19 protein-coding genes are annotated in these 21,066 nt (G+C 68.5%); 11 read left to right on the forward strand and 8 right to left on the reverse strand.

The window, feature by feature from the left end:
• Positions 1-198 precede the first annotated feature (198 nt).
• From fosX to ACJQWM_RS13800, 5 genes are all read right to left on the reverse strand, one after another.
• Positions 199-603: a FosX/FosE/FosI family fosfomycin resistance hydrolase gene (gene fosX, locus ACJQWM_RS13780; protein ID WP_332708018.1), complete on the reverse strand. Its 405-nt coding sequence runs from the start codon at positions 601-603 to the stop codon at positions 199-201.
• 127 nt (positions 604-730) lie between these two features.
• Positions 731-1,024: a hypothetical protein gene (locus ACJQWM_RS13785; protein WP_411306905.1), complete on the reverse strand. Its 294-nt coding sequence runs from the start codon at positions 1,022-1,024 to the stop codon at positions 731-733.
• A 766-nt stretch (positions 1,025-1,790) separates the two neighbouring features.
• Positions 1,791-3,041: a heme biosynthesis protein HemY gene (locus tag ACJQWM_RS13790; RefSeq protein ID WP_411306906.1), complete on the reverse strand. Its 1,251-nt coding sequence runs from the start codon at positions 3,039-3,041 to the stop codon at positions 1,791-1,793.
• A gap of 104 nt (positions 3,042-3,145) precedes the next feature.
• Positions 3,146-4,168, reverse strand: a complete 1,023-nt coding sequence (locus ACJQWM_RS13795) for a uroporphyrinogen-III C-methyltransferase (RefSeq protein ID WP_332708046.1) — start codon at positions 4,166-4,168, stop codon at positions 3,146-3,148.
• A gap of 33 nt (positions 4,169-4,201) precedes the next feature.
• Entirely contained in the window at positions 4,202-4,975 is a 774-nt protein-coding gene (locus tag ACJQWM_RS13800) for a uroporphyrinogen-III synthase (protein ID WP_411306907.1), read from the reverse strand.
• Between the two features lie 195 nt (positions 4,976-5,170).
• Here ACJQWM_RS13800 and ACJQWM_RS13805 point away from each other — a divergent pair, with 195 nt between their 5' ends.
• The 5 genes from ACJQWM_RS13805 (at position 5,171) to ACJQWM_RS13825 (ending at position 8,534) form a co-directional block, all read left to right on the forward strand.
• Entirely contained in the window at positions 5,171-5,647 is a 477-nt protein-coding gene (locus ACJQWM_RS13805; RefSeq protein WP_332707297.1) for a YiiD C-terminal domain-containing protein, read from the forward strand.
• 41 nt (positions 5,648-5,688) lie between these two features.
• Positions 5,689-6,120, forward strand: coding sequence for a hypothetical protein (locus ACJQWM_RS13810; protein WP_332707294.1), 432 nt, complete (start codon positions 5,689-5,691; stop codon positions 6,118-6,120).
• Positions 6,121-6,219: 99 nt separating this feature from the next.
• Positions 6,220-6,654, forward strand: a complete 435-nt coding sequence (locus ACJQWM_RS13815) for a rhodanese-like domain-containing protein (RefSeq protein WP_332707291.1) — start codon at positions 6,220-6,222, stop codon at positions 6,652-6,654.
• A gap of 247 nt (positions 6,655-6,901) precedes the next feature.
• Complete coding sequence (gene secB / locus ACJQWM_RS13820; RefSeq protein WP_332707288.1) at positions 6,902-7,420, forward strand: protein-export chaperone SecB; 519 nt, start codon at positions 6,902-6,904, stop codon at positions 7,418-7,420.
• 19 nt (positions 7,421-7,439) lie between these two features.
• The gene (locus ACJQWM_RS13825) at positions 7,440-8,534 is read left to right on the forward strand and encodes an NAD(P)H-dependent glycerol-3-phosphate dehydrogenase (RefSeq protein ID WP_332707285.1); all 1,095 of its coding nucleotides are present in this window, start codon (positions 7,440-7,442) and stop codon (positions 8,532-8,534) included.
• A gap of 193 nt (positions 8,535-8,727) precedes the next feature.
• Here the strand turns inward: ACJQWM_RS13825 and ACJQWM_RS13830 are convergent, their stop codons facing one another.
• Both ACJQWM_RS13830 and ACJQWM_RS13835 read right to left on the reverse strand, forming a co-directional pair.
• A complete protein-coding gene (locus ACJQWM_RS13830; protein WP_332707282.1) occupies positions 8,728-9,327 on the reverse strand; it encodes an outer membrane beta-barrel protein in 600 nt (199 codons plus the stop codon).
• 184 nt (positions 9,328-9,511) lie between these two features.
• The gene (locus ACJQWM_RS13835) at positions 9,512-9,976 is read right to left on the reverse strand and encodes a tRNA (cytidine(34)-2'-O)-methyltransferase (RefSeq protein ID WP_332707279.1); all 465 of its coding nucleotides are present in this window, start codon (positions 9,974-9,976) and stop codon (positions 9,512-9,514) included.
• 316 nt (positions 9,977-10,292) lie between these two features.
• On the opposite strand from ACJQWM_RS13835, the gene ACJQWM_RS13840 reads away from it, so the two are divergent.
• The 3 genes from ACJQWM_RS13840 (at position 10,293) to ACJQWM_RS13850 (ending at position 15,037) form a co-directional block, all read left to right on the forward strand.
• Complete coding sequence (locus tag ACJQWM_RS13840; protein WP_332707276.1) at positions 10,293-13,199, forward strand: M16 family metallopeptidase; 2,907 nt, start codon at positions 10,293-10,295, stop codon at positions 13,197-13,199.
• Between the two features lie 303 nt (positions 13,200-13,502).
• Positions 13,503-13,907, forward strand: a complete 405-nt coding sequence (locus ACJQWM_RS13845) for a DUF4156 domain-containing protein (RefSeq protein ID WP_332707273.1) — start codon at positions 13,503-13,505, stop codon at positions 13,905-13,907.
• Positions 13,908-14,020: 113 nt separating this feature from the next.
• Positions 14,021-15,037 carry a 3-oxoacyl-ACP synthase III gene (locus ACJQWM_RS13850; protein ID WP_332707270.1) on the forward strand — a complete coding sequence of 339 codons (1,017 nt, stop codon included), beginning with the start codon at positions 14,021-14,023 and terminating at the stop codon, positions 15,035-15,037.
• 158 nt (positions 15,038-15,195) lie between these two features.
• On the opposite strand, the gene ACJQWM_RS13855 is transcribed toward ACJQWM_RS13850, so the two are convergent.
• Positions 15,196-17,613, reverse strand: a complete 2,418-nt coding sequence (locus ACJQWM_RS13855) for a prolyl oligopeptidase family serine peptidase (protein WP_332707300.1) — start codon at positions 17,611-17,613, stop codon at positions 15,196-15,198.
• 189 nt (positions 17,614-17,802) lie between these two features.
• Here ACJQWM_RS13855 and ACJQWM_RS13860 point away from each other — a divergent pair, with 189 nt between their 5' ends.
• From ACJQWM_RS13860 to cydB, 3 genes are all read left to right on the forward strand, one after another.
• Positions 17,803-19,218, forward strand: a complete 1,416-nt coding sequence (locus tag ACJQWM_RS13860; RefSeq protein WP_332707267.1) for a cytochrome ubiquinol oxidase subunit I — start codon at positions 17,803-17,805, stop codon at positions 19,216-19,218.
• A gap of 198 nt (positions 19,219-19,416) precedes the next feature.
• Positions 19,417-19,728, forward strand: coding sequence for a GIY-YIG nuclease family protein (locus ACJQWM_RS13865; protein WP_330970001.1), 312 nt, complete (start codon positions 19,417-19,419; stop codon positions 19,726-19,728).
• A gap of 48 nt (positions 19,729-19,776) precedes the next feature.
• Entirely contained in the window at positions 19,777-20,784 is a 1,008-nt protein-coding gene (cydB, locus tag ACJQWM_RS13870) for a cytochrome d ubiquinol oxidase subunit II (RefSeq protein ID WP_332707264.1), read from the forward strand.
• Positions 20,785-21,066 lie beyond the last annotated feature (282 nt).

Consider the following 21,066-nt stretch of genomic DNA (forward strand, 5'->3'; position numbering starts at 1 on the left):
TGTTGACGATCGTCAACGCCCGCCGTCGAGACGAACTGCAGCGCGTGGATGTGATTGCCTGCGCCGCCTGATTGGGGGCGTTCTCAAGACAGTTGCTGAGTTAAGCCGACCCGCTAACGCGCTGGTCGGGAGCTGACGCCACACTGCCAGCGACAACATTGAACCGAGCGACGAAGCGGGTTCGGCTTGAACGAATTGTTAGAGCCCAACCCCGTACGCGGCAAGGCGCTGCTCTAGGGTGCCAGTGTGCAGCTCGAACAAGTGATTGTCGAAGTCATAGAAGTACAAGGACTGTCCTTCTCCTTCTATACGACCGCGGGGCTGCTTGAACTCTACGCCCATGGACTCTAGGCGAGCGCGGTATGTAGGCAACTCCGCCTCACGGACTGCGAAGGCGACATGCTGATATGACCGCTCGGTTGGAGCTTCTCCCTCCATTGCAGCAATCCAGATGCCACCAAGCACAAAGAACTTCTCGCGCGAGAGTGAGTGGTTGTGGCCTGCACTGTCATAGACCTCATGCGCTCCCAGCCCCGAGCACAAGAGGGTAGCTGTGCGCTTGAGGTTTTGAACGACAAAAGTGATGTGGCTAATGCCTTCCATGGGCGCTAACGCCTGAATTAAGCCGACCCGCAGCGCGAAGAGTAGGAAAGCGACGCGCTTGCCGATGCGACGGTGTCGCCGAAGCCGCGAAGCGGGTTCGGCTTGAATGAATTGTTAGGCTGCAAGCTCACTTGCCAAAGAGCAATTTACGTAAGCCAGCAGCGAGCAAGAACACGCCTGCGAGAAGATAGATGCCGTCGATTGCGGCTGCATCACCACCGAAGAGGTTGTGGGGAAAGTTTACGGAATGGCGACGGAAGGCATAGCCGGTTTGTAGATACACGACGAACTGTGGATAAGCGAACCAAAGGAGCGCTGAGCCACACAGAATGAGAAACCAAGCGCCGGGATCTTTTTTCGGTGGGTTGACCATGATGGCTCGGTTGCAGCCTAACGCCTGAATTAAGCCGACCCGCAGCACGAAGAACAGGAGAGCGACGCGCTTGCCGGTGCGACGATGTTGCCGAAGCGGCGAAGCGGGTTCGGCTTGAATGAATTGTTAGATGGCGCTCTCACTGGAAGAGCGAAAAAGCTTAAGTAGGACGGATCGTTCTTTGGCATCTCTGTTGTGCAGTGATTCGCCTGCAAGCGCGGCTCCAAGAATAACGAGAAGAAATGGATGTGCGATGCCAAGAACGAGCGGTGCGTCTTGCCGATTACCACCAAGCCAGAATCCTGCGCCCATGAAAAGTACGCCTATTGCCAGTTGCACCCATCTGCCGTACCGCCATGCGCGCTGCCGTCTCTCGGCACGCTCAGCAATAGCGATCTCCGTTTCGCTTAGATCTGGATGCATAAGTCCCCCTAGCCATCTAACGACTATTCGGCCCCTTAACTGAGGCGTTGCGCCGAGTATGCCCGTTGCGGGTGCCGGGTCAAAGAGGAATAAATCCTTGGGCTTCAAAGCTTTATGGAAAACGGTTGCCCGAGCTCGCGGCAGGCGCGGCTGCGTTATGCGGCGGGTTGTCCGGCGTATCGGTTACGCCGGCACGGACGAGGTGTAATCGCTGGCAATCTCGCCGCTTCGGGTGAAAGCAGCAAGGCGATCTGGACGATTTGCGCAGCTGGTGCGCGGCAGACTCCGATCAGAGGCCTCGCGGTGGGCCCAAGGGTGGGCGAGGAATGCGGCAGGGCTCGCGATACGTTCGAGTGCCGTTGGCGATGCCCACCCCAGCGTGATCCGCAACCTACTCGCGCAACCGCGGCATGCCGTGCTCGTCGCGCTCTTCGGTTACCGCTTCATCGAAGATCTTCTGCTTCAGGTCGCGGCCGGGCAGTTCGCTGGTTGGTTCCCCGCGGCTGGCGCGCAGGGCGTTGGCGTAGCTCAGGCGCGCGCGCGGGTCGTCGCCGGCCTGGGCGAAGCCGTGGCCGAGTTCTTCCCAGGCGTCGGCATTCGCGCCCTGGGCCAGGGCGCGGTGCAGGTAGGTTTCCGATTGCGAGCCGTGGCCCTGGGCGCGGTTGAGCCGGGCCAGGGTCAGCAGCAGCGCGGGGCTGGCCGGGTGTGCCTGCAGCCAGCGCTCGGCGTGTTCGCGCCGGGCGTCCAGGCGGCCGATCGGCAGGCGGCCGTAGAGGCCGGCGAGCGATTCGTCCCAATGGGTGTCCAGCGCGTGTTCGATGCTGTGGGCGGCGGCTTCTTCCCAGCGCAGCGCGGCGGCGCGCTCGGCGTAGGCGGCGACCGCGGCGGGCTCGCTCTTGAGCGGCCGGGGCAGCGCTTCCCAGCGGTCGGCGAGCTGGTTGGCGTCGCGGGCCTCGCGCAGCGATGCCTCCGCCCACTGCGCCTCCAGCGTGTTGATGCGGTCCTCCGGCAATGCCTGCTGCTGACGCAACGCGCCGAGCAGGCCGTAGGCGTCGCCGGCGCGACCGAGCGCCGCCAGCGCCTGCGCGCGCAAGCCCAGCCCGCGCGGCGGCAGCGGCTGCACGTTGGGCGCGTCGAGCGCGGCCAGCGCATCGGCGGGGCGGTCCTGGGCCATCGCCCAGTCGGCCAGCGCCACCGCGCGCGCGCTGGGGTGGGTGACCGCCAATGCATCCAGGTGCTGTTGCGCGCGCGCCGAGTCGCCGCGCGCGGCGGCGGCGTGGGCGGCGGACACGCGTGCGACCGCACCGACTTCCTGGTTGTCGAGCGCCTGCGCCAGCGATTTTTCGGCGCGGCTCCAGTGGCCCAGGTGCAAGGCATCCAGCCCCTCGATCAGGCGCGCGCGCGCATGCTTCTTGCGGCGCCGGCGCAGCATCACGAACGGTGCGCTCAGCAGTTTCCACAGCAGCCACAGCGCCAGGACCGCGACGATCACCAGCATCAGCGTGTAGGCCAGCGATTTTTCGTAGGTGGCATCGCCATAGCTGACGATCACCAGCCCCGGGTCCTGTGCCAGCAGTTGCGCGACCAGCGCGCCGACCAGGGCCAGCACGATCCAGAACAGCAGGCTGCGGAAGATGTTCATCGAGACTCCTGCTTCATCGAGTGGACTGCGGGGCGCGGCACCGGTTCAAGCTGGTGGATGCCGCAGATGCTGGCGCTGTCTGATCTCACCGGGCGCGCCCGAACTCAGGCCTGATCCCGGCCTTCCGCGGCGCGAAGCTGCCGGAGCTGCCCCAGTGTGCTGCCGAGGGTCGGGATCGACAGTGAAAGCGGCAGTGCGGCGATCGCGTCGAGCTGCCGGCGTTTATCGTCCAGTGCCGGCGAGGCCGGCCATAAGCGCTCGAGCCAATGACCGGCGCGTTCGAGCGCGGCGCGGTAGCTGTCGAGATCGCGGCGTTCGGCGGCGGCGCGGGCCAGGGTCAGCTCCAGTTGCAGCCCGGCCTGCGCATCGGCGCGATCGGCCGGGCGCACCGCGAGCGCACGATGCCGCGGCTGGATGTCGAAGACGTTGGCAAAGGCGCGGCGCCACCACGGCGCGGTGGCGGTGGGCGCGCGTTGGGCGCGGGTCGGTGGCGGTTCAAGCGTCCCGGCGAAACGGTCGATGCGGACCAGGGCGTGTACACGTGGGTCGGCGCCGAGTTCGTCCAGCGCGGCGCGCTCCTGCAGCAAGCTCTGGCGCAGGCTCAGGTAGTCCGGGTCGTCGATGCGCTCGAGCACGCCGCCGGCCATGGCGTAGGCGCGGCGCGCGCCGTCCAGGTCACCGGCCAAGCGCAGGCGCTGCTCGCCCAGCACCAGCAGCAGTTCGGTCTCGTCCAGCCGCAGCGCCAGCGCGCCGGAGCGCTCGGGGTCGGCGAGCCGGGCGACGCTGTCCTCGATCAGCGCCGCCCGCTGGCCGATGCCGAGCAGCTCGTCGCGCAGCACGCGGTTGGTGGCATCGGCTTGTTGCAGGCGCTGGACCTGCGCGCGCTGGTCGCGGCGGATCATGTCGATGCGCTGGTCGAGCGCTTCGATGCGCAGGTCGGCGTCGGCGACTGCGGCGCGCTCCTGCGCATGGCGCGTCTGCCACCAGGCCCAGCCACGCCAGCCGGCGAAGCCGAGCATGGCCAGCACCAGCAGCCACAGCACGGCTTTGGCGAGCAGGCCGCCGGAGCGCTTGCGCGGGTTGGCGGGGGGCGCGGTCGAGGCAGTCGGGGGCGGGGTGGCGGACACGAGCGGCGGTCGCGGTGGAGAGGTCACACCATGCTACCGGAACGCCCGTTCATGCGGACGCATGGCAGCCTCGAGCAGATCCCGCGGAAGCGCGCTGCGGGCGATGTCGACCCGATCGAAGCCGTGGCCGCGGGCGATCTCGGCGAGCCGCGCGCTGGCGGCGACCACGCGCGCGCGGCGCAGGATCGCGGCGATGTCGGCCGGCACCGCCGCGAGCGTGCACTGCAGTGCCGCCGCGCTGCTCAGTGCCAGCACCGCCGGCGCGTCCAGTGCGCGCAGCGCGGCCAGTGCCGACGCCGACGGCGCGATCGGCATGCGTTCGTAGACATCGGCGCGGATCACCTGCGCGCCGCGGGCCTGCAGCGCCGGCGGCAACGTGCCGCGGCCGCCCGGGGCGGTGACCAGACCGACGGGCACGCCCTGGATGTCGCGCAGCGCCTCCAGTGCCAGCAGGCCTTCGCTGTCCATGCGCGCGGGCGCCTGCACCCGGGCGATGCCGGCCCGGCGCAACGCCGCGGCGGTGCCCGCGCCGACCGCGCACCAGTGCTGATCGGCACGCGCGTGCAACGGCTGCAACGCGGCCGCGGCACGCACCGCGGGCGGGCTGGTCCACACCACCCGCGAGGCCGCCAGCGCATCGCGCAACATCGCGCGGGTGGCGTCGTCGTCGCGCGCCTGCAGCCGCCACGGTGACAGCGCGATCAGCCCGGCGCCGTGGCGCGCGGCGGCGCGACGCAAGCCGTCGTGCTGGCCGCGGGGCCGCAGCGATATCACGTACCATTCGGGCGACGACCCACGGCTCGGCATCGCGCCAGCTTGGCACGCGTTGTGGTCGGATGCGACCTGCGCAACCGCGCGAAGTAGAGCCGAGCTTGCTCGGCTGCACCTCCGGACGCGCCGCACATGGCGGATGCGGATGTCCGCGGAGTGCCGTCCACCGCCGCGGTCAGCCGTCGTCCCCGCCACCGCAGCCGAGCAAGCTCGGCTCTACGAGAACGACCGATGCCCCACAGCGACGCGCTGCAGCGCCTCCTCCGCCATTACCAGTCGATGCCGCCGGTTGCCGCGATGGACCTGAGCATCGCCGGCTACGACGGCGACCGCCTGCACCTGCACGCGCCGCTCGCGCGCCACGTCAACGACAAGGGCTGCGCGTTCGGCGGCAGCCTGGCCTCGATGATGACGCTGGCGTCGTGGGGGCTGGTGTCGCTGCACGTCGAGCAGGCGGGCCTGGAGGCCGAGGTGTTCGTCGCCGACAGCCAGATCCGCTACCTCGCGCCGCTGTTCGCCGACCTGGACGTGCACGCCGAACTCGCGCCCGGATCGGACTGGGACAGCTTCATCAAGACCCTGCGCGAGCGCGGCCGTGCCCGCGCCGGACTGCTCGCCCGCGCCGTGCTGCCGGCCGGTCCCGGGCAGGACCGGGGCGGCAACGCCACCGAGTTCAGCGCGCGCTACGTCGCCATCGCCAAGCGCTAGCGCTATAGGATAAGGGCCTGTTCCTTCTTCGGAGTCGCGCCATGCGCCTGCCTTCCAAGCGCCTGCCCGCGCTTGCCATGCTGCTGTGCCTGCTCGCACTGGCTGGCTGCGCCAGCATGGGCACCCAGGGTGACCTGCTAGAACGCAACCAGTACGCCTGGTCGGGCGCGATCCGCTGGGGCGATTTCGAGGGCGCGCTCAACCTGGTCGACCCGGAGTACCGCCAGGAGCACCCGATCACGCCGCTCGAGCTGCGCCGCTACGAGCAGGTGCAGATTTCCTCCTACCGCGATGTCGGCAGCCACAACGACGCCGCGGCCGGCACCGCGATGCGCGATGTCGAGATCGGCGTGGTCAACCGCCACACCCAGACCGAACGCGCCGTGCGCTACCGCGAGCGATGGCGCTGGGACGAGCAGGCCCAGACTTGGTGGCTGACCACCGGGCTGCCGGACCTGTGGGACGGGGAATAGCGGCGGTTTCCACTTTTCCGGCAACGCCGGGCCGGGCTTTTTTGCACCGCCACCGGCGCTGGGCGACAATCCCGGCCCCGCTGTCCCCCTCGTGAAGCCGTGATCATCGATGAACTGCTGGCTTTCGCCGGCCGCCACCCCTATCTGTCGCTGGCGCTGCTCGGCCTGACGGTCGCACTGATCTACACCGAATTCGCGCGCCTGACCCGCGGCTACAAGTCGCTGCGGCCGGCCGAGCTGACCGGGCTGATCAACCGCGAGGACGCGCTGGTGATCGACCTGTCGCCGAGCAAGGATTTCGAGAAGGGCCACATCGCCGGCAGCCGCTCGGTCGCGCCAAGCCAGTTCGACCCGGAAAGCAAGCTGCTGAGCAAGGCCAAGGCGCTGCCGGTGGTGGTGGTCTGCCGCAATGGCCAGGCCTCAGGCAACGCCGCCAAGCGGCTGAAGAAGGCCGGCTTCGAGCACGTGTACTGGCTCGACGGCGGCGTGCAGGCCTGGCAGCAGGCCGACCTGCCGCTGGTCAAGGGCCGCTGAGGCGCTGTCGTCGCGCTCGGCTGCATCGCAACTCTGTAGGAGCGCTCATGCCGATGTAGGCGTGGGCGCGATCGGCCCGGGCCGGCGATGGCGCCCGAATTCCGATCGCGCCCATGGGGCGCTCCTACGGGATGCGGGTTGTTTGGCGCTTGCTTCGCCCGCGATCGCCCCCACGCCATGACAGCGGCCATGAAAAGCCGCGTGCCATAATCGCCCTCTTAACCGTTTTGTTTGCTGGAGCCACGAGATGTCCGAAGAAAAAACCAACGGTGCCGCCGCGCCGGCCGAAGCCGCTGCCAACCCAGGCCCGGCGTTCACGGTCGAGAAGCTCTACGTCAAGGACGTCTCGTTTGAAGTGCCCGGCGCGCCGGCCGTGTTCAACGAGCAGGCCCAGCCGCAGCTGCAGATGAACCTGACCCAGAACGTGCAGCGCATTGGCGAGACTGCCTATGAGGTCGTGCTCGGCATCACCCTGACCTGCAAGGCCAACGACAAGCCGATGTACTTGGCCGAGGTCAAGCAGGCCGGCGTGTTCGGGCTGGTCGGGTTCGAGGCCGCGGTGCTCGACGGCATGCTCGGCACGCAGTGCCCCAACGTGCTGTACCCCTACGCGCGCCAGTTGGTCAGCGACCTGGTCCAGGCCGGCGGGTTTCCGCCGTTCGTGATGCAGCCGATCAACTTCGATGCGCTGTACGCCGAGGGCCTGCGCCAGCGCGCCGCCCAGCAGGAAGGCCAGGCCGGCGCCGAGGCTTCGGGCAACGCCTGACCGGCCGCGTTCGATCACGATGCCGACCGCTTCCGGGATCGAGCCGACCGCAGTGGCACCCGCTGCGGTGACGCCGCCTGATGCCTTACCCGGTGCCATCACGCCGCGTGTCGCCGTGGTCGGCGCCGGCTCCTGGGGCACCGCGCTTGCGGCGCTGATCGTGCGCCACGGGTTTTCCACGGTGCTGTGGGGCCGCAATGCCGAGTGCGTCGCGGCGATCGACCGGCACCACGAGAATCCGCGCTACCTGCCCGGCATCGCCCTGCCCGACCGGCTGCACGCCACCACCGACCTGCCCGCCGCGCTGCGCGAGGCCGACCTGGTGCTGGTGGTGGTGCCATCGCATGCGTTCGCCGAGACCCTGCGCGCGCTCGCCCCGCATCGGCCCGCGCACGCCGGCGTGGCGTGGGCGACCAAGGGCTTCGAGCCCGGCAGCGGCCGCTTCCTGCACGAAGTCGCCGCCGAGGTGCTGGGCGAGGGCGTGCCGCTGGCGGTGGTGACCGGCCCCTCGTTCGCCAAGGAAGTCGCCGCCGGGCTGCCGACCGCGCTGACCGTGCACTCCGAGCAGGCCGGCTTCGCCCAGTCGGTAGCCGATGTGCTGCACGGCCCGGCATTCCGCGCCTACACCGGGCAGGACATGCGCGGCGCCGAACTCGGCGGCGCAATGAAGAACGTGCTGGCGGTGGCCACCGGCGTCGCCGACGGCATGCAGCTCGGGCTCAACGCGCGCACCGGGCTGATCACCCGCGGGCTCAACGAGATGCTGCGGCTCAACCAGGCGATCGGCGGCAAGGCCGAAACGTTGATGGGCCTGGCCGGGCTCGGCGATCTGGTGCTGACCTGCACCGGGGACCTCTCGCGCAACCGCCGGCTCGGCCTCGCGCTCGGCCAGGGCCAGTCGATCGAACACGCGGTGCGCGAGATCGGCCAGGTGGTGGAGTCGGTGCAGACCGCCGATGAGGTCATGCGCCAGGCCGAGCGCTACGGCATCGAGCTGCCGATCTCCCAGGCGGTGCAGGCGGTGCTGCACGGCGAGATCACGCCGGCGGACGGGCTGCGCCAGCTGCTGGCGCGCGAGCAGAAGCCCGAATATCCCGAAGGCCTGTTCGGCTGAGCGCCGCGGGCCGTGATGCCGGGTTGCTCGGCTGCGGCGACCGTCGGGTGCACAGGGCAGCGGAGCGAGCTCCGCTCTACCGTAGGTTGCGGCTCCCATGAAAAAAGCCCGGCCGGAGCCGGGCTTGGATCGCGACGATCGGGGGAGAGAGAGACGGATCGCGATCGGTGCTGCGCGTTAGGACCGGCGCCGGCTACCAGCTGATGCGCGGGCCGACGAAGAACTGGGTGTCGCCGCTGACGAACTTGACGTCGCCGGCGAGCCCCCAGGCCTGGTTGAACTTCACCTGGGCGCCGAGGCGACCGTAGAAGTCGCCGTCGCGGTCGCCGCCGCCGAGTGCTTCGCCATCCTCGAAGCCGGCCAGTGCATAGCCCTCGAAGTTGGGGGCGAGTGCGCTGCGTACACCGGCTTCCACGCTCCAGCCATCGGCGCTGAGGTCGTTGCCGAGGAAGTCGCGGCCGGCGTCGAACTTCTCGTAGGCGACGCGGCTGAGCAGGTCGACGCGCGGGTTTACCTCGTGGTTGTAGCCCAGACCGACGCGCCACTGGTCGAAATCGATGTTGCTGTTGTCGAGTTCCTGGTTGCTGTAGCCGCCGAACAGGTGGAAGTTCGGCGCGATCGCGCCGGAGCCGTTGATGGCCAGGCCGTCGGCATCGCCGCCGTCGGTGCTGGTGCCGGCGTAACCGCCTTCCAGGTAGGTGTAGGACACGCCTTCGGCCGCGGTCGCGGTGGCACTCAGGGCGAGGGCGGGCACGACGGAGAGCAGGGTCAGGGCAAGCAGTGAACGCTTCATGGGTCAGCCTCTTGATTGGATCGGGGACCGGTGCGGACCTCTGCGGGTCCTGCGTGTCGGCGGCGCGGGGGCGTCGCCGGCGTCCGGTGCGGGCCAGTATCCGCAGGCCGCCCAAATCCCACCTGAAGACTGAACTGGCAAGTACATGAACTTGCGCGTTCTGTTCAGGGTCCGCGCGGGTGCTTCAATCCCCGCCGCTGAAGCCGTGCTGGCGCCAGGCCTCGAACACCACCACCGCCACCGTGTTGGAGAGATTGAGGCTGCGGTTGCCCGGGCGCATCGGCAGGCGCAGGCGCTGCTGCGCAGGCAGCGCGTCCAGCACCTCGGCCGGCAGCCCGCGGGTTTCCGGACCGAACAGGAACGCGTCGCCCTCGACGTAGCGCGGCGCGTCATGGCGGGTCCGGCCGCGCGTGCTCAGGGCAAACAGGCGCGGCGGCGCGATGGCGACCAGCGCGGCGTCGAGGCTGTCGTGGACCTGCAGCGTGGCGTACTCGTGGTAGTCCAGCCCGGCGCGGCGCAGCTGCCGGTCCTCCAGGTCGAAACCGAGCGGCGCGACCAGATGCAGGCGCGCACCGGTGTTGGCGCACAGCCGGATGACGTTGCCGGTGTTGGGCGGGATCTCGGGCTGGAACAGGATGACGTCGAACATGGGGCGAGTGTAGAAGCCCAACCCGGCCTGCGCCGCACTGCTCCTGTAGGAGCGCCTCTCAGGCGCGAACCAGAATCGGTGCGGGACGACATGGCCGATCGCGACGAAGCCGGCTTCGAAGCGAGGTTTCGTCGGGCTCACGCCACTGGAGTGAAGAGCTCGCGGCTGAAGCCGCTCCTACATGGAGTGTTGGGACTTGTGGCCTAGTGTCTGCTGCCGCGGCTGCGGCTAGGATGCGGGGTCGCCAAGCATTAGACCTGCCCCGCCCGCACTGTTCCCGGTGCCGGCATCCCCTCAGTCAAAGGAGTGCAGCACCATGTCCGCAGTCGTCCGGCCCCGCGCCGCTGGTTTCAGGAAAGGCCTCAACCGTGGCGTGCTCGCCGTGGCGCTCGCCACCGCGCTGGGCGGCCTGGCATTCACCGCGCCGGCGCTTGCGCAGCAGGCCGATGCCGCCGCCACGCAGGCGAGCGTCGATATCCCGTATGAGAGCTTCACCCTGGCCAACGGCCTGCGGGTGATCGTGCACACCGATCGCAAGGCGCCGATCGTCGCGGTCAACGTCTGGTACCACGTCGGCAGCAAGGACGAGCCGCGCGGGCGCACCGGGTTTGCGCACCTGTTCGAGCACCTGATGTTCAACGGCACCGAGAACTTCCCGGGCGAGTATTTCGAGCCGTTCGAGCTGGTCGGCGCGACCGACATGAACGGCACCACCAACTCCGACCGCACCAACTACTTCCAGAACGTGCCGACCACCGCGCTCGACATGGCGCTGTGGATGGAGTCCGACCGCATGGGCCACATGCTCGGCGCGGTCGACCAGAAGACCCTGGACGAGCAGCGCGGCGTGGTCCAGAACGAAAAGCGCCAGGGTGAAAATCAGCCCTACGGCCAGGTCTGGACCAAGCTCGGCGAAGCGATGTACCCGGAGGGCCACCCGTACCACCACAGCGTGATCGGCTCGATGGCCGACCTCAACGCGGCCTCGCTGGAGGACGTCAAGACCTGGTTCCGCGCCTGGTACGGCCCCAACAACGCGGTGCTGGTGCTGGCCGGCGACATCGATGTGGAGACCGCGAAGGAAAAGGTGAGCAAGTACTTCGGCCACATCCCGGCCGGCCCGAGCATGGCGCAGCCGGCGGTCGATATCGCCGAGCGCACCGAATCCACTCGCGAGGTGATGGAGGACCGCGTGCCGCAGGCGCGGATCTACCGCCTGTGGAACGTCGCCCAGACCGGCACCCGCGACATCGACCAGCTGCAGCTGCTGGCGCAGGTGCTCGGCCGCAGCGCGAGCTCGCGCCTGGACCAGCGCCTGGTCCACGGCGACAAGCTGGCCGACGGCGTCAGCGCCGGCGCGTATGCCTCGCAACTGGGCTCCAGCTTCGTGGTCACCGCCGACGTGAAGCAGGGCGTGGAGCCGGAGCGGGTCGAGGCGATCATCGAGGAGGAGCTCGAGCGCCTCATCGCGCAGGGCCCGACCGAAGAGGAACTGGCCCAGGCGCAGACCGTGCTGCGGGCGGGCTTCATCCGCGGCGTCGAGCGCATCGGCGGCTTCGGCGGCAAGGCCGACGCACTGGCCGAGTGCGCGGTCTACACCGGCGACCCCGGCTGCTTCCGCGAGACCCTCGACAACATCGCCAGCGCCACCCCGGCCGATATCCAGGCGCTCGGCGAGCAGTGGCTGAGCGCCGGCGACCACACCCTGGTGGTGGTGCCCGGCGAGCGCACCGCGCTGCCCGAGGACCCGGCGGTGACGCCCGCCGCGCTCGAGCTGCCGCCGGTCGACCCGGACTACAGCACCGTTCCGACCACCGTCGACCGCAGCGAAGGGGTGCCGCAGATCTCCGAGTTCCCGGAACTGAGCTTCCCCGAGCTGCAGCGCGCCACGCTGGACAACGGCACCGAGGTGATCCTGGCCGAGCGCCACGACATCCCGGTGGTGCAGATGAGCTACGAGTTCGGCGGCGGCTTCCGCGCCGATCAGGGCGCCGCGCTCGGCACCTCCAGCTTCACCATGAGCATGCTCGACGAGGGCGCCGGTGAATACGGCCCGCTCGAGTTCGGCGACCGCGCCGAATCGCTCGGCGCCAGACTCGCTGCGGGCGCGGCGCTCGACGGCGGCAATGCCTACCTGTCGGCGCTGAAGTCGAACCTCGATGATTCGATCGACCTGTTCGCCGAGATGCTGCGCAACCCGCGCTTCGATCCGGCCGAGATCGAGCGCGTCAAGGCTACCTGGATCGCCGGCATCAAGCAGGAGAAGGCGCGCCCGAACTCGGCCGCGCTGCGCGTGCTGCCGCCGTTGCTGTACGGCGAAGGCCACGCCTACGCGATGCCGTTCAGCGGCAGCGGCACCGAGGAATCGATCGCCGGACTGACCCGCGGTGACCTGCTCGAGTACCACGCCGACTGGGTGCGCCCGCAGGACGCGACCCTGATCGTGGTCGGCGACACCACGCTGGAGGAGATCGTGCCGATGCTCAACCGGCACCTGGGCGAGTGGGAGGGCGTCGGCGAGGCGCCGACGGTGCAGCCGGTGGCGCGGGTCGAGCGCCCCGAGCAGCCGCGGGTGTACCTGATCGACCAGCCCGGCGCGGTGCAGGCCAACCTGTTCGTCGGCCAGCTGATGCCGCCCACCGGCGCCCCCGGCGAGACCACGCTGGACATGGCCAACGAGGTCATCGGCGGCTCGTTCACCGCGCGCCTCAACATGAACCTGCGCGAGGACAAGCACTGGTCCTACGGCGCCCGCAGCATCCTGACCAACGCCCAGGGCCAGCGCCCGTGGCTGGCGGTGGCGCCGGTGCAGATCGACAAGACCGCCGAGTCGCTGGCGGAGATCCAGCGCGAGGTCAGCCAGTACGCCAGCGGCGAGGCACCGCCGACCGACGCCGAGCTCGCCAAGATCCAGGCCAACGAGATCCGCAGCCTGCCCGGCGCCTACGAGACCGCCAGCGCGGTGCTGGGCACGATCGGCGGCATCGTCCGCTATGACCGTCCCGACGACTACATCGCCCGCCGCACCGCGCGCATCGAGTCGATGACCCCGGCGCAGATCGCCGCCGCGGCCGAGGCGATCGACCCCAATGCGTTCACCTGGGTGGTGGTCGGCGACCTCGAGCAGATCGAGCAGCCGGTGCGGGCGTTGAACCTCGGCGAGGTGCACGTCCTGGATGCCAACGGCAACCCGGTAGCGGACAACGAGCCGGCGGCAGACTGACCCCGCTTCGCCCCCAGGAGGCCCCCTTTGGAAAAGGGGGCAGTTTCGCCGCTCCGGGAGTTCCCCCCCCCTTTGAAAAAAGGGGGCAGGGGGGATTTGCTCTTGCTGTTGCTTCGCTTCTCGCCGCAGACAGGGCTCGGGACTCGGGAAAGGCAACCCCGGTCATCCCTCGCTGCGCTCGGGATGAAGATGCTTCGACCGAAAACCGAAAACCGAAAACCGAAAACCGCTCCGTTCATCCCCAATATCCCCAGCCACGGCCACAATGCCGGCGCCACCCATTGCGCCGCCAGGAGTTCCCCCATGCGCCACCGACTGATCGCCGGCCTCGCCGTCGCCACTGCCCTGCTCGCCAGCGGCTGCACCTGGGTGCACATGGCACCGGGCGCGCGCGAGGTGCGGGTGATCCCCGCCGGCGGGCCGCCGACCGGCTGCGAGAAGCGTGGCGAGATCGCGGTGTCGGTCAAGGACAGCATTGCGTTCTACGAGCGCAACGACCTGCGCGTGCGCGAGGAGCTGGAAACCCTGGCCCGCAACGAAGGGCCCGGCCTGGACGCCGACACCATCCAGCCGCTGGCACCGCCGTTGCAGGGCGAGCAGCGCTTCGCCGGCTACCACTGCGGCGCGACCACGCCGGTGCCGAGCGCCGCAGTCCCGGCGCAGGCCGCACCCGGCGGCGCCGCGCAGACCTTCCCGATCGACGGCTGAAGCGTTCACGCGGCGATCGTGTGAACCGACGGGCTCGTCCGCGCAGATCGGCTGATGCGCGGAGGGCGCCAACGCGGTACTCTTGCCTGTTTTCCGCTTTTGGTTAGCCGCCCATGCTGTTCCAACACGTCGCCATCGCCGGTCTGGCCCATATCGATGCGCCGGTCCGGCTGAGTTCTGACGACATCAATGCGCGGCTCAAGCCGACCCTCGATCGCCTGCGCATCCGCACCGACGTGCTGCAGGACATCGCCGGCATCCACGCGCGGCGCCTGTGGGACGGCCCGATGCTCGCCTCCGACGCCGCCACCCTGGCCGCGGTCAAGGCGCTGGCTGACGCCGGCATCGAGCCCGACCGGGTCGGCCTGCTGGTCAACACCTCGGTCAGCCGCGACTACCTGGAGCCGTCGACCGCCAGCATCGTCAGCGGCAACCTCGGTCTGTCGGAGCTGTGCCAGAACTTCGACGTCGCCAACGCGTGTCTTGCCTTCATCAACGGCATGGACATCGCCTCACGCATGATCGAGCGCGGCGAGATCGACTACGCGCTGGTGGTCGACGGCGAAACCGCCGATCTGGCCTACGAGAAGACCCTGGAGCGGCTGACCTCGCCTGACGTCACCGAAGAGCAGTTCCGCAACGAGCTGGCGACCCTGACCCTGGGCTGCGGCGCCGCGGCGATGGTCATGGCCCGCACCGAGCTGGCACCGGGCGCACCGCGCTACCGCGGCGGCGTGACCCGCGCCGCGACGCAGTGGAACGGCCTGTGCCGCGGCAACCTGGACCGCATGGTCACCGATACCCGGCAGCTGCTGATCGAGGGCCTCAAGCTCGCCCAGCGCACCTGGATCGCGGCCAAGGGCGCGCTCGGCTGGGTTGCCGAGGAGCTCGACGAATTCGTCATCCACCAGGTCAGCCAGGTCCACACCCAGGCCTTCATCAAGGCCTTCGGAATCGACCCGAAGAAGGTGCTGACGATCTTCAACGAGCACGGCAACATCGGCCCGGCCTCGGTGCCGATCGTGCTGAGCAAGCTGCGCGAGATGGGCCGGCTGAAGAAGGGCGACCGCGTCGCGCTGCTCGGGATCGGCTCGGGCCTGAACTGCTCGATGGCCGAGGTGGTCTGGTAGCCAATTCGCCAGCGGAACGTCGCAACGAAAAAAGCCCCGCTCGCGGGGCTTTTTTGTGGACCGGTGTAGGAGCGCCCCATGGGCGCGATCGCCTCTGACCTTTGCATCCGTGCCAAGGGCATCGCGGGCATGGCCCGCTCCTACGTGCGCCGGGCGGGCTACTTCAGGGTCTTCTCGAACAACTCGTAGATCCGCCGGTACTCGTCGTACCAGCTGTCGGGGTGCACGAAGCCGTGGCGCTCCATCGGGTAGCTGGCCAGCTCCCAGTCGTCCTTGCGCAGCTCGATGAGCTTCTGCGCCAACATCACCGAGTCCTTGTAGAACACGTTGTTGTCGATCATGCCGTGGGCGATCAGCAGGTGGTCCTCCAGCCCGTCGGCGTATTCCAGCGGCGATGACTTCGCGTACGCCTCCGGATCGAGCTCGGGCGTGTTGAGGATGTTGCTGGTGTATTCGTGGTTGTACTGCGACCAGTCGGTGACCGGGCGCAGCGCCGCGCCGGCCTTGAACGTACCCGGCTCGCGGAACAGCGCCATGAAGGCCATGAAGCCGCCGTAGGAGCCGCCGTAGATGCCGGCGCGGTCGACGTCGCCCTGCTTGTGCTCGCCCAGCCAGGCCAGACCGTCCAGGTAGTCCTCCAGTTCCGGATGGCCCATCTGCCGGTAGATGTCGGTGCGCCAGTCGCGGCCGTAGCCTTCGGAGGCGCGGTAGTCCAGGTCGAGCACGATGTAGCCGTCCTGCACCAGCAGGTTGTGGAACATCTGCTCGCGGAAGTAGTTCGGGTAGCGGTCGCTGACGTTCTGCAGGTAACCGGCGCCGTGCACGAACAGCACGATCGGATACTCGCGGCCCGGCTCCAGCGTCTGCGGGCCGTAGTACTTGCCCCAGATGGTGCCGGCGCCGTGGCTGGAGGGCACCTGCACGTACTCGGGCTGCACCCAGCTGCGCGCCTTGAACTCCGGCGTGCGGGTGTCGGTGAGCCCGGTCAGGCCCTCGCCGCCAACGGTGAGCGCGGCCAGCTGCGGCGGCAGGTAGCTGTCGGAATGGCGCACCAGCAGCTCGGAGCCGTCCGGCGACAGCGCGAAGTTCTCCACGCCGTCCAGCCCGGTGATTTCGCGCACCGCGCCACCGTCGCGATCGACCGAGCACACCTCGAAGTCGCCCGGCCACTCGCGGTTGCAGACGAAGTAGAACGTGCGGCCGTCGCCGCCGAGCACCGGCTGGGAGACTTCCCAGTCGCCCGAGGTCAGCTGGCGCGGGGCACCGCGCTCGCTCAGCCCACGCTCGCCCAGTAGATAGAGGTGCGAGTAGCCGGACTGTTCCGACAGCAGCCACAACGCGTTGTCGGGGGTCCAGCCGAACTCGTTGTAGTTCCAGTTGATCCAGGCCTCGTCGGTGAGGCGATGTTGCGGCTGCAGCTCGGCGTCGGTGAGGCCGACCGTGGCGATCCAACGGTCCTTGTTGTCGACCGCGCGCAGCAGCACCGCGACGCGGGCGCCATCGGCGGTCCAGTGGATCGCCGGCGCGCTGCCGCCTGCATCGGTTTCCACCCGCACCGCACGGTTGCCGTCCAGAGGCTCCTGGTCAGCGGCCTCGCGCAGCTCCGCCAGCGGGTCCTCATCGATGCCGGGCAGCGCATCGAACGACAACTCCCGCGCCTCGGCGTTGGCCACGTCGACCAGCCACAGCGAATGCGGCAGCGGTGCCTTGCGCCCGACCCGCGGGCGCACCTCCTCGAACTCCTCGTAGCCCGACTCGGTGATGTACTTGGGCATGCTGCCGGCCTGGCCGCGCTCGCCGTCCTTGGCCTGGGTGACCACCAGCAGCCACTTGGCGTCCGGCGAGAGCGCGCTGTCGATGATCTCGACCTTGTCGCCCAGGTAGACCGGCGACGGCGCCCGCGAAGGATCGTTGCGGCGCCACAGTTCGTTCTGCTCGCGCACCGCTTCGCGGCGTTCGCGCTCGGTGCGCAGGGTCTCGAACAGCGCCATCTGCCGCTCGCGCAGGTCGTCGGCCTCGGGTGCCTTGCCCGGGTCGTCTTCGGCCCTGACCAGCGCCGCCTGGCTGACGCCGGCACCGGCGCGCCACCGGAACCACTCGTTGCCGATGCGGAACACCAGGTTGCCGTCGCGGCTCCACTGCGGGCGCGATTCGGTCGCGTCGCTGCGGGTGACCTGGGTCAGCGCACCGTTGCGCAGGTCGCGCACGAACACGTCGCCGTTGCGCACGAACGCCATGCGCGTGTGCTCGGCGTCGTAAGCCGGACGCGGCGCGTCGAGTTGCGCGAGCGCGGCGCCATCGATCCGGATCGGGCCGCTGCCATCGAGCCCGACCTGCCAGGTGTCGCGGATCGCCTCGCCCTCGCGCTTGAGCTGGTACTGCGCGTGCCGGCCGTCCCACGACCACCAGAACTGTTCGACCGGGGGGCCGATCCAGTCGGGGTCGGCCATCGCCTGGGCGAGCGTGATCGGGGTCGAAGTCGGCGTCGAAACCTGCGCCGGGGCCTGCGCGAACGCAGAAAACGGCAGCAGCATCGCCAGCGGCAGGGCTAGCGTCAGCGGAGCAAGGCGCATCAGGGTCCACTCGTAACGGGAAACCGGCGCAGCGTAGCAGCCGGTCCATGTGCGCAATCGGGCCATCGGTCATGGGCCGGTGTGCGGGCCATCACGCGCCGGACCGGTTTGCCCGCGCCGGTTTGCCCCGTCCGGCGCCGCGGCGCACAATGGCGCCCGCGGCAGCCCCCGCGTGCCGCGGAGGCACGCTGCGTGGATGCACTGCTGCTGTCACGGATCCAGTTCGGCTTCGTGATCTCGTTCCACATCCTGTTTCCGGCGTTCACCATCGGGTTGGCGAGCTGGCTGGCCTTCCTCGAATTCCGCTGGCTGCGTACGCGTGATGCGCTGTGGCGCGACCTGTATTTCTTCTGGGTGAAGATCTTCGCGGTGTCGTTCGGCATGGGGGTGGTGTCGGGCATCGTCATGAGCTTCCAGTTCGGCACCAACTGGGCGGTGCTGAGCGAGCGCGCCGGCAACATCCTGGGGCCGCTGCTGGCCTACGAGGTGCTGACCGCGTTTTTCCTGGAGGCGACCTTCCTCGGGGTGATGCTGTTCGGCTGGAAGCGCGTGCCGGAAAAGCTGCATTTCCTCGCGACCTGCATGGTCGCGCTGGGCACGCTGATCTCGACCTTCTGGATCATCTCGGCCAGCAGCTGGATGCATACGCCGCAGGGTCACGTGATCGTCGACGGGATATTCGAGCCGGCCGACTGGTGGGCGATCATCTTCAACCCATCGTTCCCGTACCGTTTGACGCACATGGTGCTGGCGGCGTTCCTCACCACCTGCTTCGTGATCGGCGGGGTCGGCGCGGGGTATTTGCGGCGCGGCGTGCATGTCGCCGCGGGCAAACGCATGTTGAAGCTCGCGGTGGCCTTCGCCGCGATCGCGGTGCCGGTGCAGATCCTGGTCGGCGACCTGCACGGCCTGGTCGTGCACGAGTACCAGCCGACCAAGTTGGCGGCGATGGAAGCGCACTGGGAGCACGAACCGGCCGGCGAAGGCGTGCCGCTGGTGGTGTTCGCGGTGCCCAACGAGGCCGAGGAACGCAACGACTACGAGCTCGCGATCCCGCGCCTGGGCAGCATCATCCTGACCCACTCCTGGGACGGCGAGATCCAGCCGCTGACCGCGGTCCCGGCCAGCGAGCGCCCACCGGTGGCGCCGGTGTTCTACCTGTTCCGGCTGATGGTCGGGATTGGTTTTGCGATGCTGCTGCTGGTGATGGCATCGATGTGGGCGTGGCGGCGCAAGACCTTGTTCGACGCGGGGACCGCGAGTGGCCGCTGGCTGCAAAACGGCTGGCGCGCGATGACGATGTCGGGCTTCGTGGCGATCCTGGCCGGCTGGTACGTGGTCGAAATCGGCCGCCAGCCGTGGGTGATCTACGGCCTGCTGCGCACCCGCGACGCGGTCAGTGCGATCGACGCCGGCAGCGTCGCGTTCTCGCTGGCGACCTTCGTGCTGGTGTACGTGGTCGTGTTTGGCGCGGGCTTCTGGTTCCTGTTCAAGCTGGTGCGCAAAGGCCCGCAGGTCTTCGAACACGCACCCGATGACGACGACCACGAGAAGACCGCGATGCGGCCGCTGTCGATGGGCAACCGGTCGATCGAGGAGGATGAGTGAGCTCGCGCATGGCTCGTGAGCTCGGTGTTTCCGCTCGTCATTCCCGCGAACGCGGGAACCCAGTGCCGTGATGGGCCTGCAGCCAGCGGTGTACCGGCACGTGAGCCCGCGCAATCGGCAGGCTGTCGTGCTTGATGCGCTCGCTCGTCATTCCCGCGAACGCGGGAACCCAGTGGCGTGAGGGACCTCCAGCCAGCGGTGTACCTGCCCGCCAGCCGGCGCAACGGCACTCTTTACCTCGGCGTCACCAGCGATCTCGTGCAACGTATATGGCAGCACCGTGAACATCTCGCGGAGGGATTCAGCAAGGAGCACGATGTGACCAGGCTGGTCTGGTTCGAGCAGCACGCCACGATGGACTCGGCGATCACGCGCGAGAAGCGGGTCAAGAAATGGAGAAGGGACTGGAAGATCGATCTGATCGAACAAACCAATCCTTACTGGAACGATCTTTGGTCCGTCACCACGGGTCAGAGCGAAGTCACTGGGTTCCCGCGTTCGCGGGAATGACGGGCAAAAGCAGCAACAGCAAGGCCCGGCAATCGAGGAGCGTAAACGATGGAGTACTGGCTTCCGGTCATCTGGTTCGGCGTGATTGGTTTCGGCGTGCTGATGTACGTGTTGCTCGACGGCTTCGTGCTCGGGCTCGGCATCCTGGCGCCGTTCGCCGAGGATGCCGACCAGCTCGACCACATGATGAACACCGCCGCGCCGATCTGGGACGGCAACGAGACCTGGCTGGTGCTCGGCGGCGCCGGCCTGCTGGCGGCGTTCCCGCGCGCCTACGGCATCGTGCTGTCGGCGCTGTACCTGCCGGTGCTGCTGATGCTGATCGCGCTGATCTTCCGCGGGGTCGCGTTCGAGTTCCGCTTCAAGGCGACCCGGGCCAAGCCGGCGTGGGGCGCGGCATTCGCGCTGGGCTCGATGTTCACCGCGTTCGCGCAGGGCGTGATCCTCGGTGCGTTGGTCGAGGGCATGCCGCTGCAGGAGGGCAAGTACGTCGGCGGCGCCTTCAGCTGGTTCAGCCCGTTCTCGATGCTGACCGGCGTGGCGGTGATGTTCGGCTACGCGCTGCTCGGCAGCACTTGGCTGATCCTCAAGACCGAGGGACGCATGCAGCTGGTCGCCCGCACCCTGACCCGGCCGCTGGTGCTGGTGGTGGTGGCGTTCATGGGGCTGGTCAGCGCGTGGCTGCCTTTCCTGGATTCGCGGATCATGGAGCGCTGGTTCGAGGGCGCCAATTTCCTGTGGCTGGCGCCGGTGCCGCTGCTGGCGCTGGTCAACGCGTTCTGGCTGTGGCGCGCGGTGATGCGCGAGAAGCACGACGCCGCCCCGTTCGTATTGTCGCTGAGCTTTTTCGTACTGGGTTTCGCCGGGTTGGTGCTGGGGATCTGGCCGAACATCGTGCCGCCGGCGCTGACGATCTGGGAAGCGGCCTCGCCGCCGTCGTCGCAGGGCTTCGTGCTGGTCGGCCTGATCTTTCTATTGCCGGCGATCCTTGGTTACACCTATTGGTCCTACAGCGTGTTCAAGGGCAAGATCGCCGCCGACGCCGGCTACCACTGACGCCCCGTCCTCGCCGATCGCCCGCGCGTTTGCTGTTGCTGTTGCTGTGGCGGCGCCAGTGAATCCACCCTGTCACGCCACAGACCCCGAAGGGGCGGCGCACATGGATGTGCGCCGTTTTCCGACCGAGGCAGGATGCCGAGTCGGAAAATCCCCGCGTCGCCCGCACGGCGAGGTGTTTGCAGTGTCGAGGAAGGGCCCTTCTTTGGTTACTTTCTTTGGCCCTTTAAAGAAAGTAACTCGCCTTCAGGCGAAAGCATTTGATCCTTGCCTGTCTACCGT

The organism is Novilysobacter longmucuonensis (assembly GCF_046600735.1).
Taxonomy (GTDB): Bacteria; Pseudomonadota; Gammaproteobacteria; order Xanthomonadales; family Xanthomonadaceae; genus Novilysobacter_A; species Novilysobacter_A longmucuonensis.

Bases quoted from the DNA above. Each gene is read 5' to 3' on its own strand.
- ACJQWM_RS13800 (WP_411306907.1), bottom strand. From the start codon at position 4,975: ATGCCGAGCCGTGGGTCGTCGCCCGAATGGTACGTGATATCGCTGCGG.
- ACJQWM_RS13835 (WP_332707279.1), bottom strand. From the start codon at position 9,976: ATGTTCGACGTCATCCTGTTCCAGCCCGAGATCCCGCCCAACACCGGC.
- ACJQWM_RS13840 (WP_332707276.1), top strand. From the start codon at position 10,293: ATGTCCGCAGTCGTCCGGCCCCGCGCCGCTGGTTTCAGGAAAGGCCTC.
- ACJQWM_RS13830 (WP_332707282.1), bottom strand. From the start codon at position 9,327: ATGAAGCGTTCACTGCTTGCCCTGACCCTGCTCTCCGTCGTGCCCGCC.
- ACJQWM_RS13790 (WP_411306906.1), bottom strand. From the start codon at position 3,041: ATGAACATCTTCCGCAGCCTGCTGTTCTGGATCGTGCTGGCCCTGGTC.
- ACJQWM_RS13845 (WP_332707273.1), top strand. From the start codon at position 13,503: ATGCGCCACCGACTGATCGCCGGCCTCGCCGTCGCCACTGCCCTGCTC.
- ACJQWM_RS13850 (WP_332707270.1), top strand. From the start codon at position 14,021: ATGCTGTTCCAACACGTCGCCATCGCCGGTCTGGCCCATATCGATGCG.
- ACJQWM_RS13810 (WP_332707294.1), top strand. From the start codon at position 5,689: ATGCGCCTGCCTTCCAAGCGCCTGCCCGCGCTTGCCATGCTGCTGTGC.
- secB (WP_332707288.1), top strand. From the start codon at position 6,902: ATGTCCGAAGAAAAAACCAACGGTGCCGCCGCGCCGGCCGAAGCCGCT.
- cydB (WP_332707264.1), top strand. From the start codon at position 19,777: ATGGAGTACTGGCTTCCGGTCATCTGGTTCGGCGTGATTGGTTTCGGC.
- ACJQWM_RS13825 (WP_332707285.1), top strand. From the start codon at position 7,440: ATGCCGACCGCTTCCGGGATCGAGCCGACCGCAGTGGCACCCGCTGCG.
- fosX (WP_332708018.1), bottom strand. From the start codon at position 603: ATGGAAGGCATTAGCCACATCACTTTTGTCGTTCAAAACCTCAAGCGC.
- ACJQWM_RS13805 (WP_332707297.1), top strand. From the start codon at position 5,171: ATGCCCCACAGCGACGCGCTGCAGCGCCTCCTCCGCCATTACCAGTCG.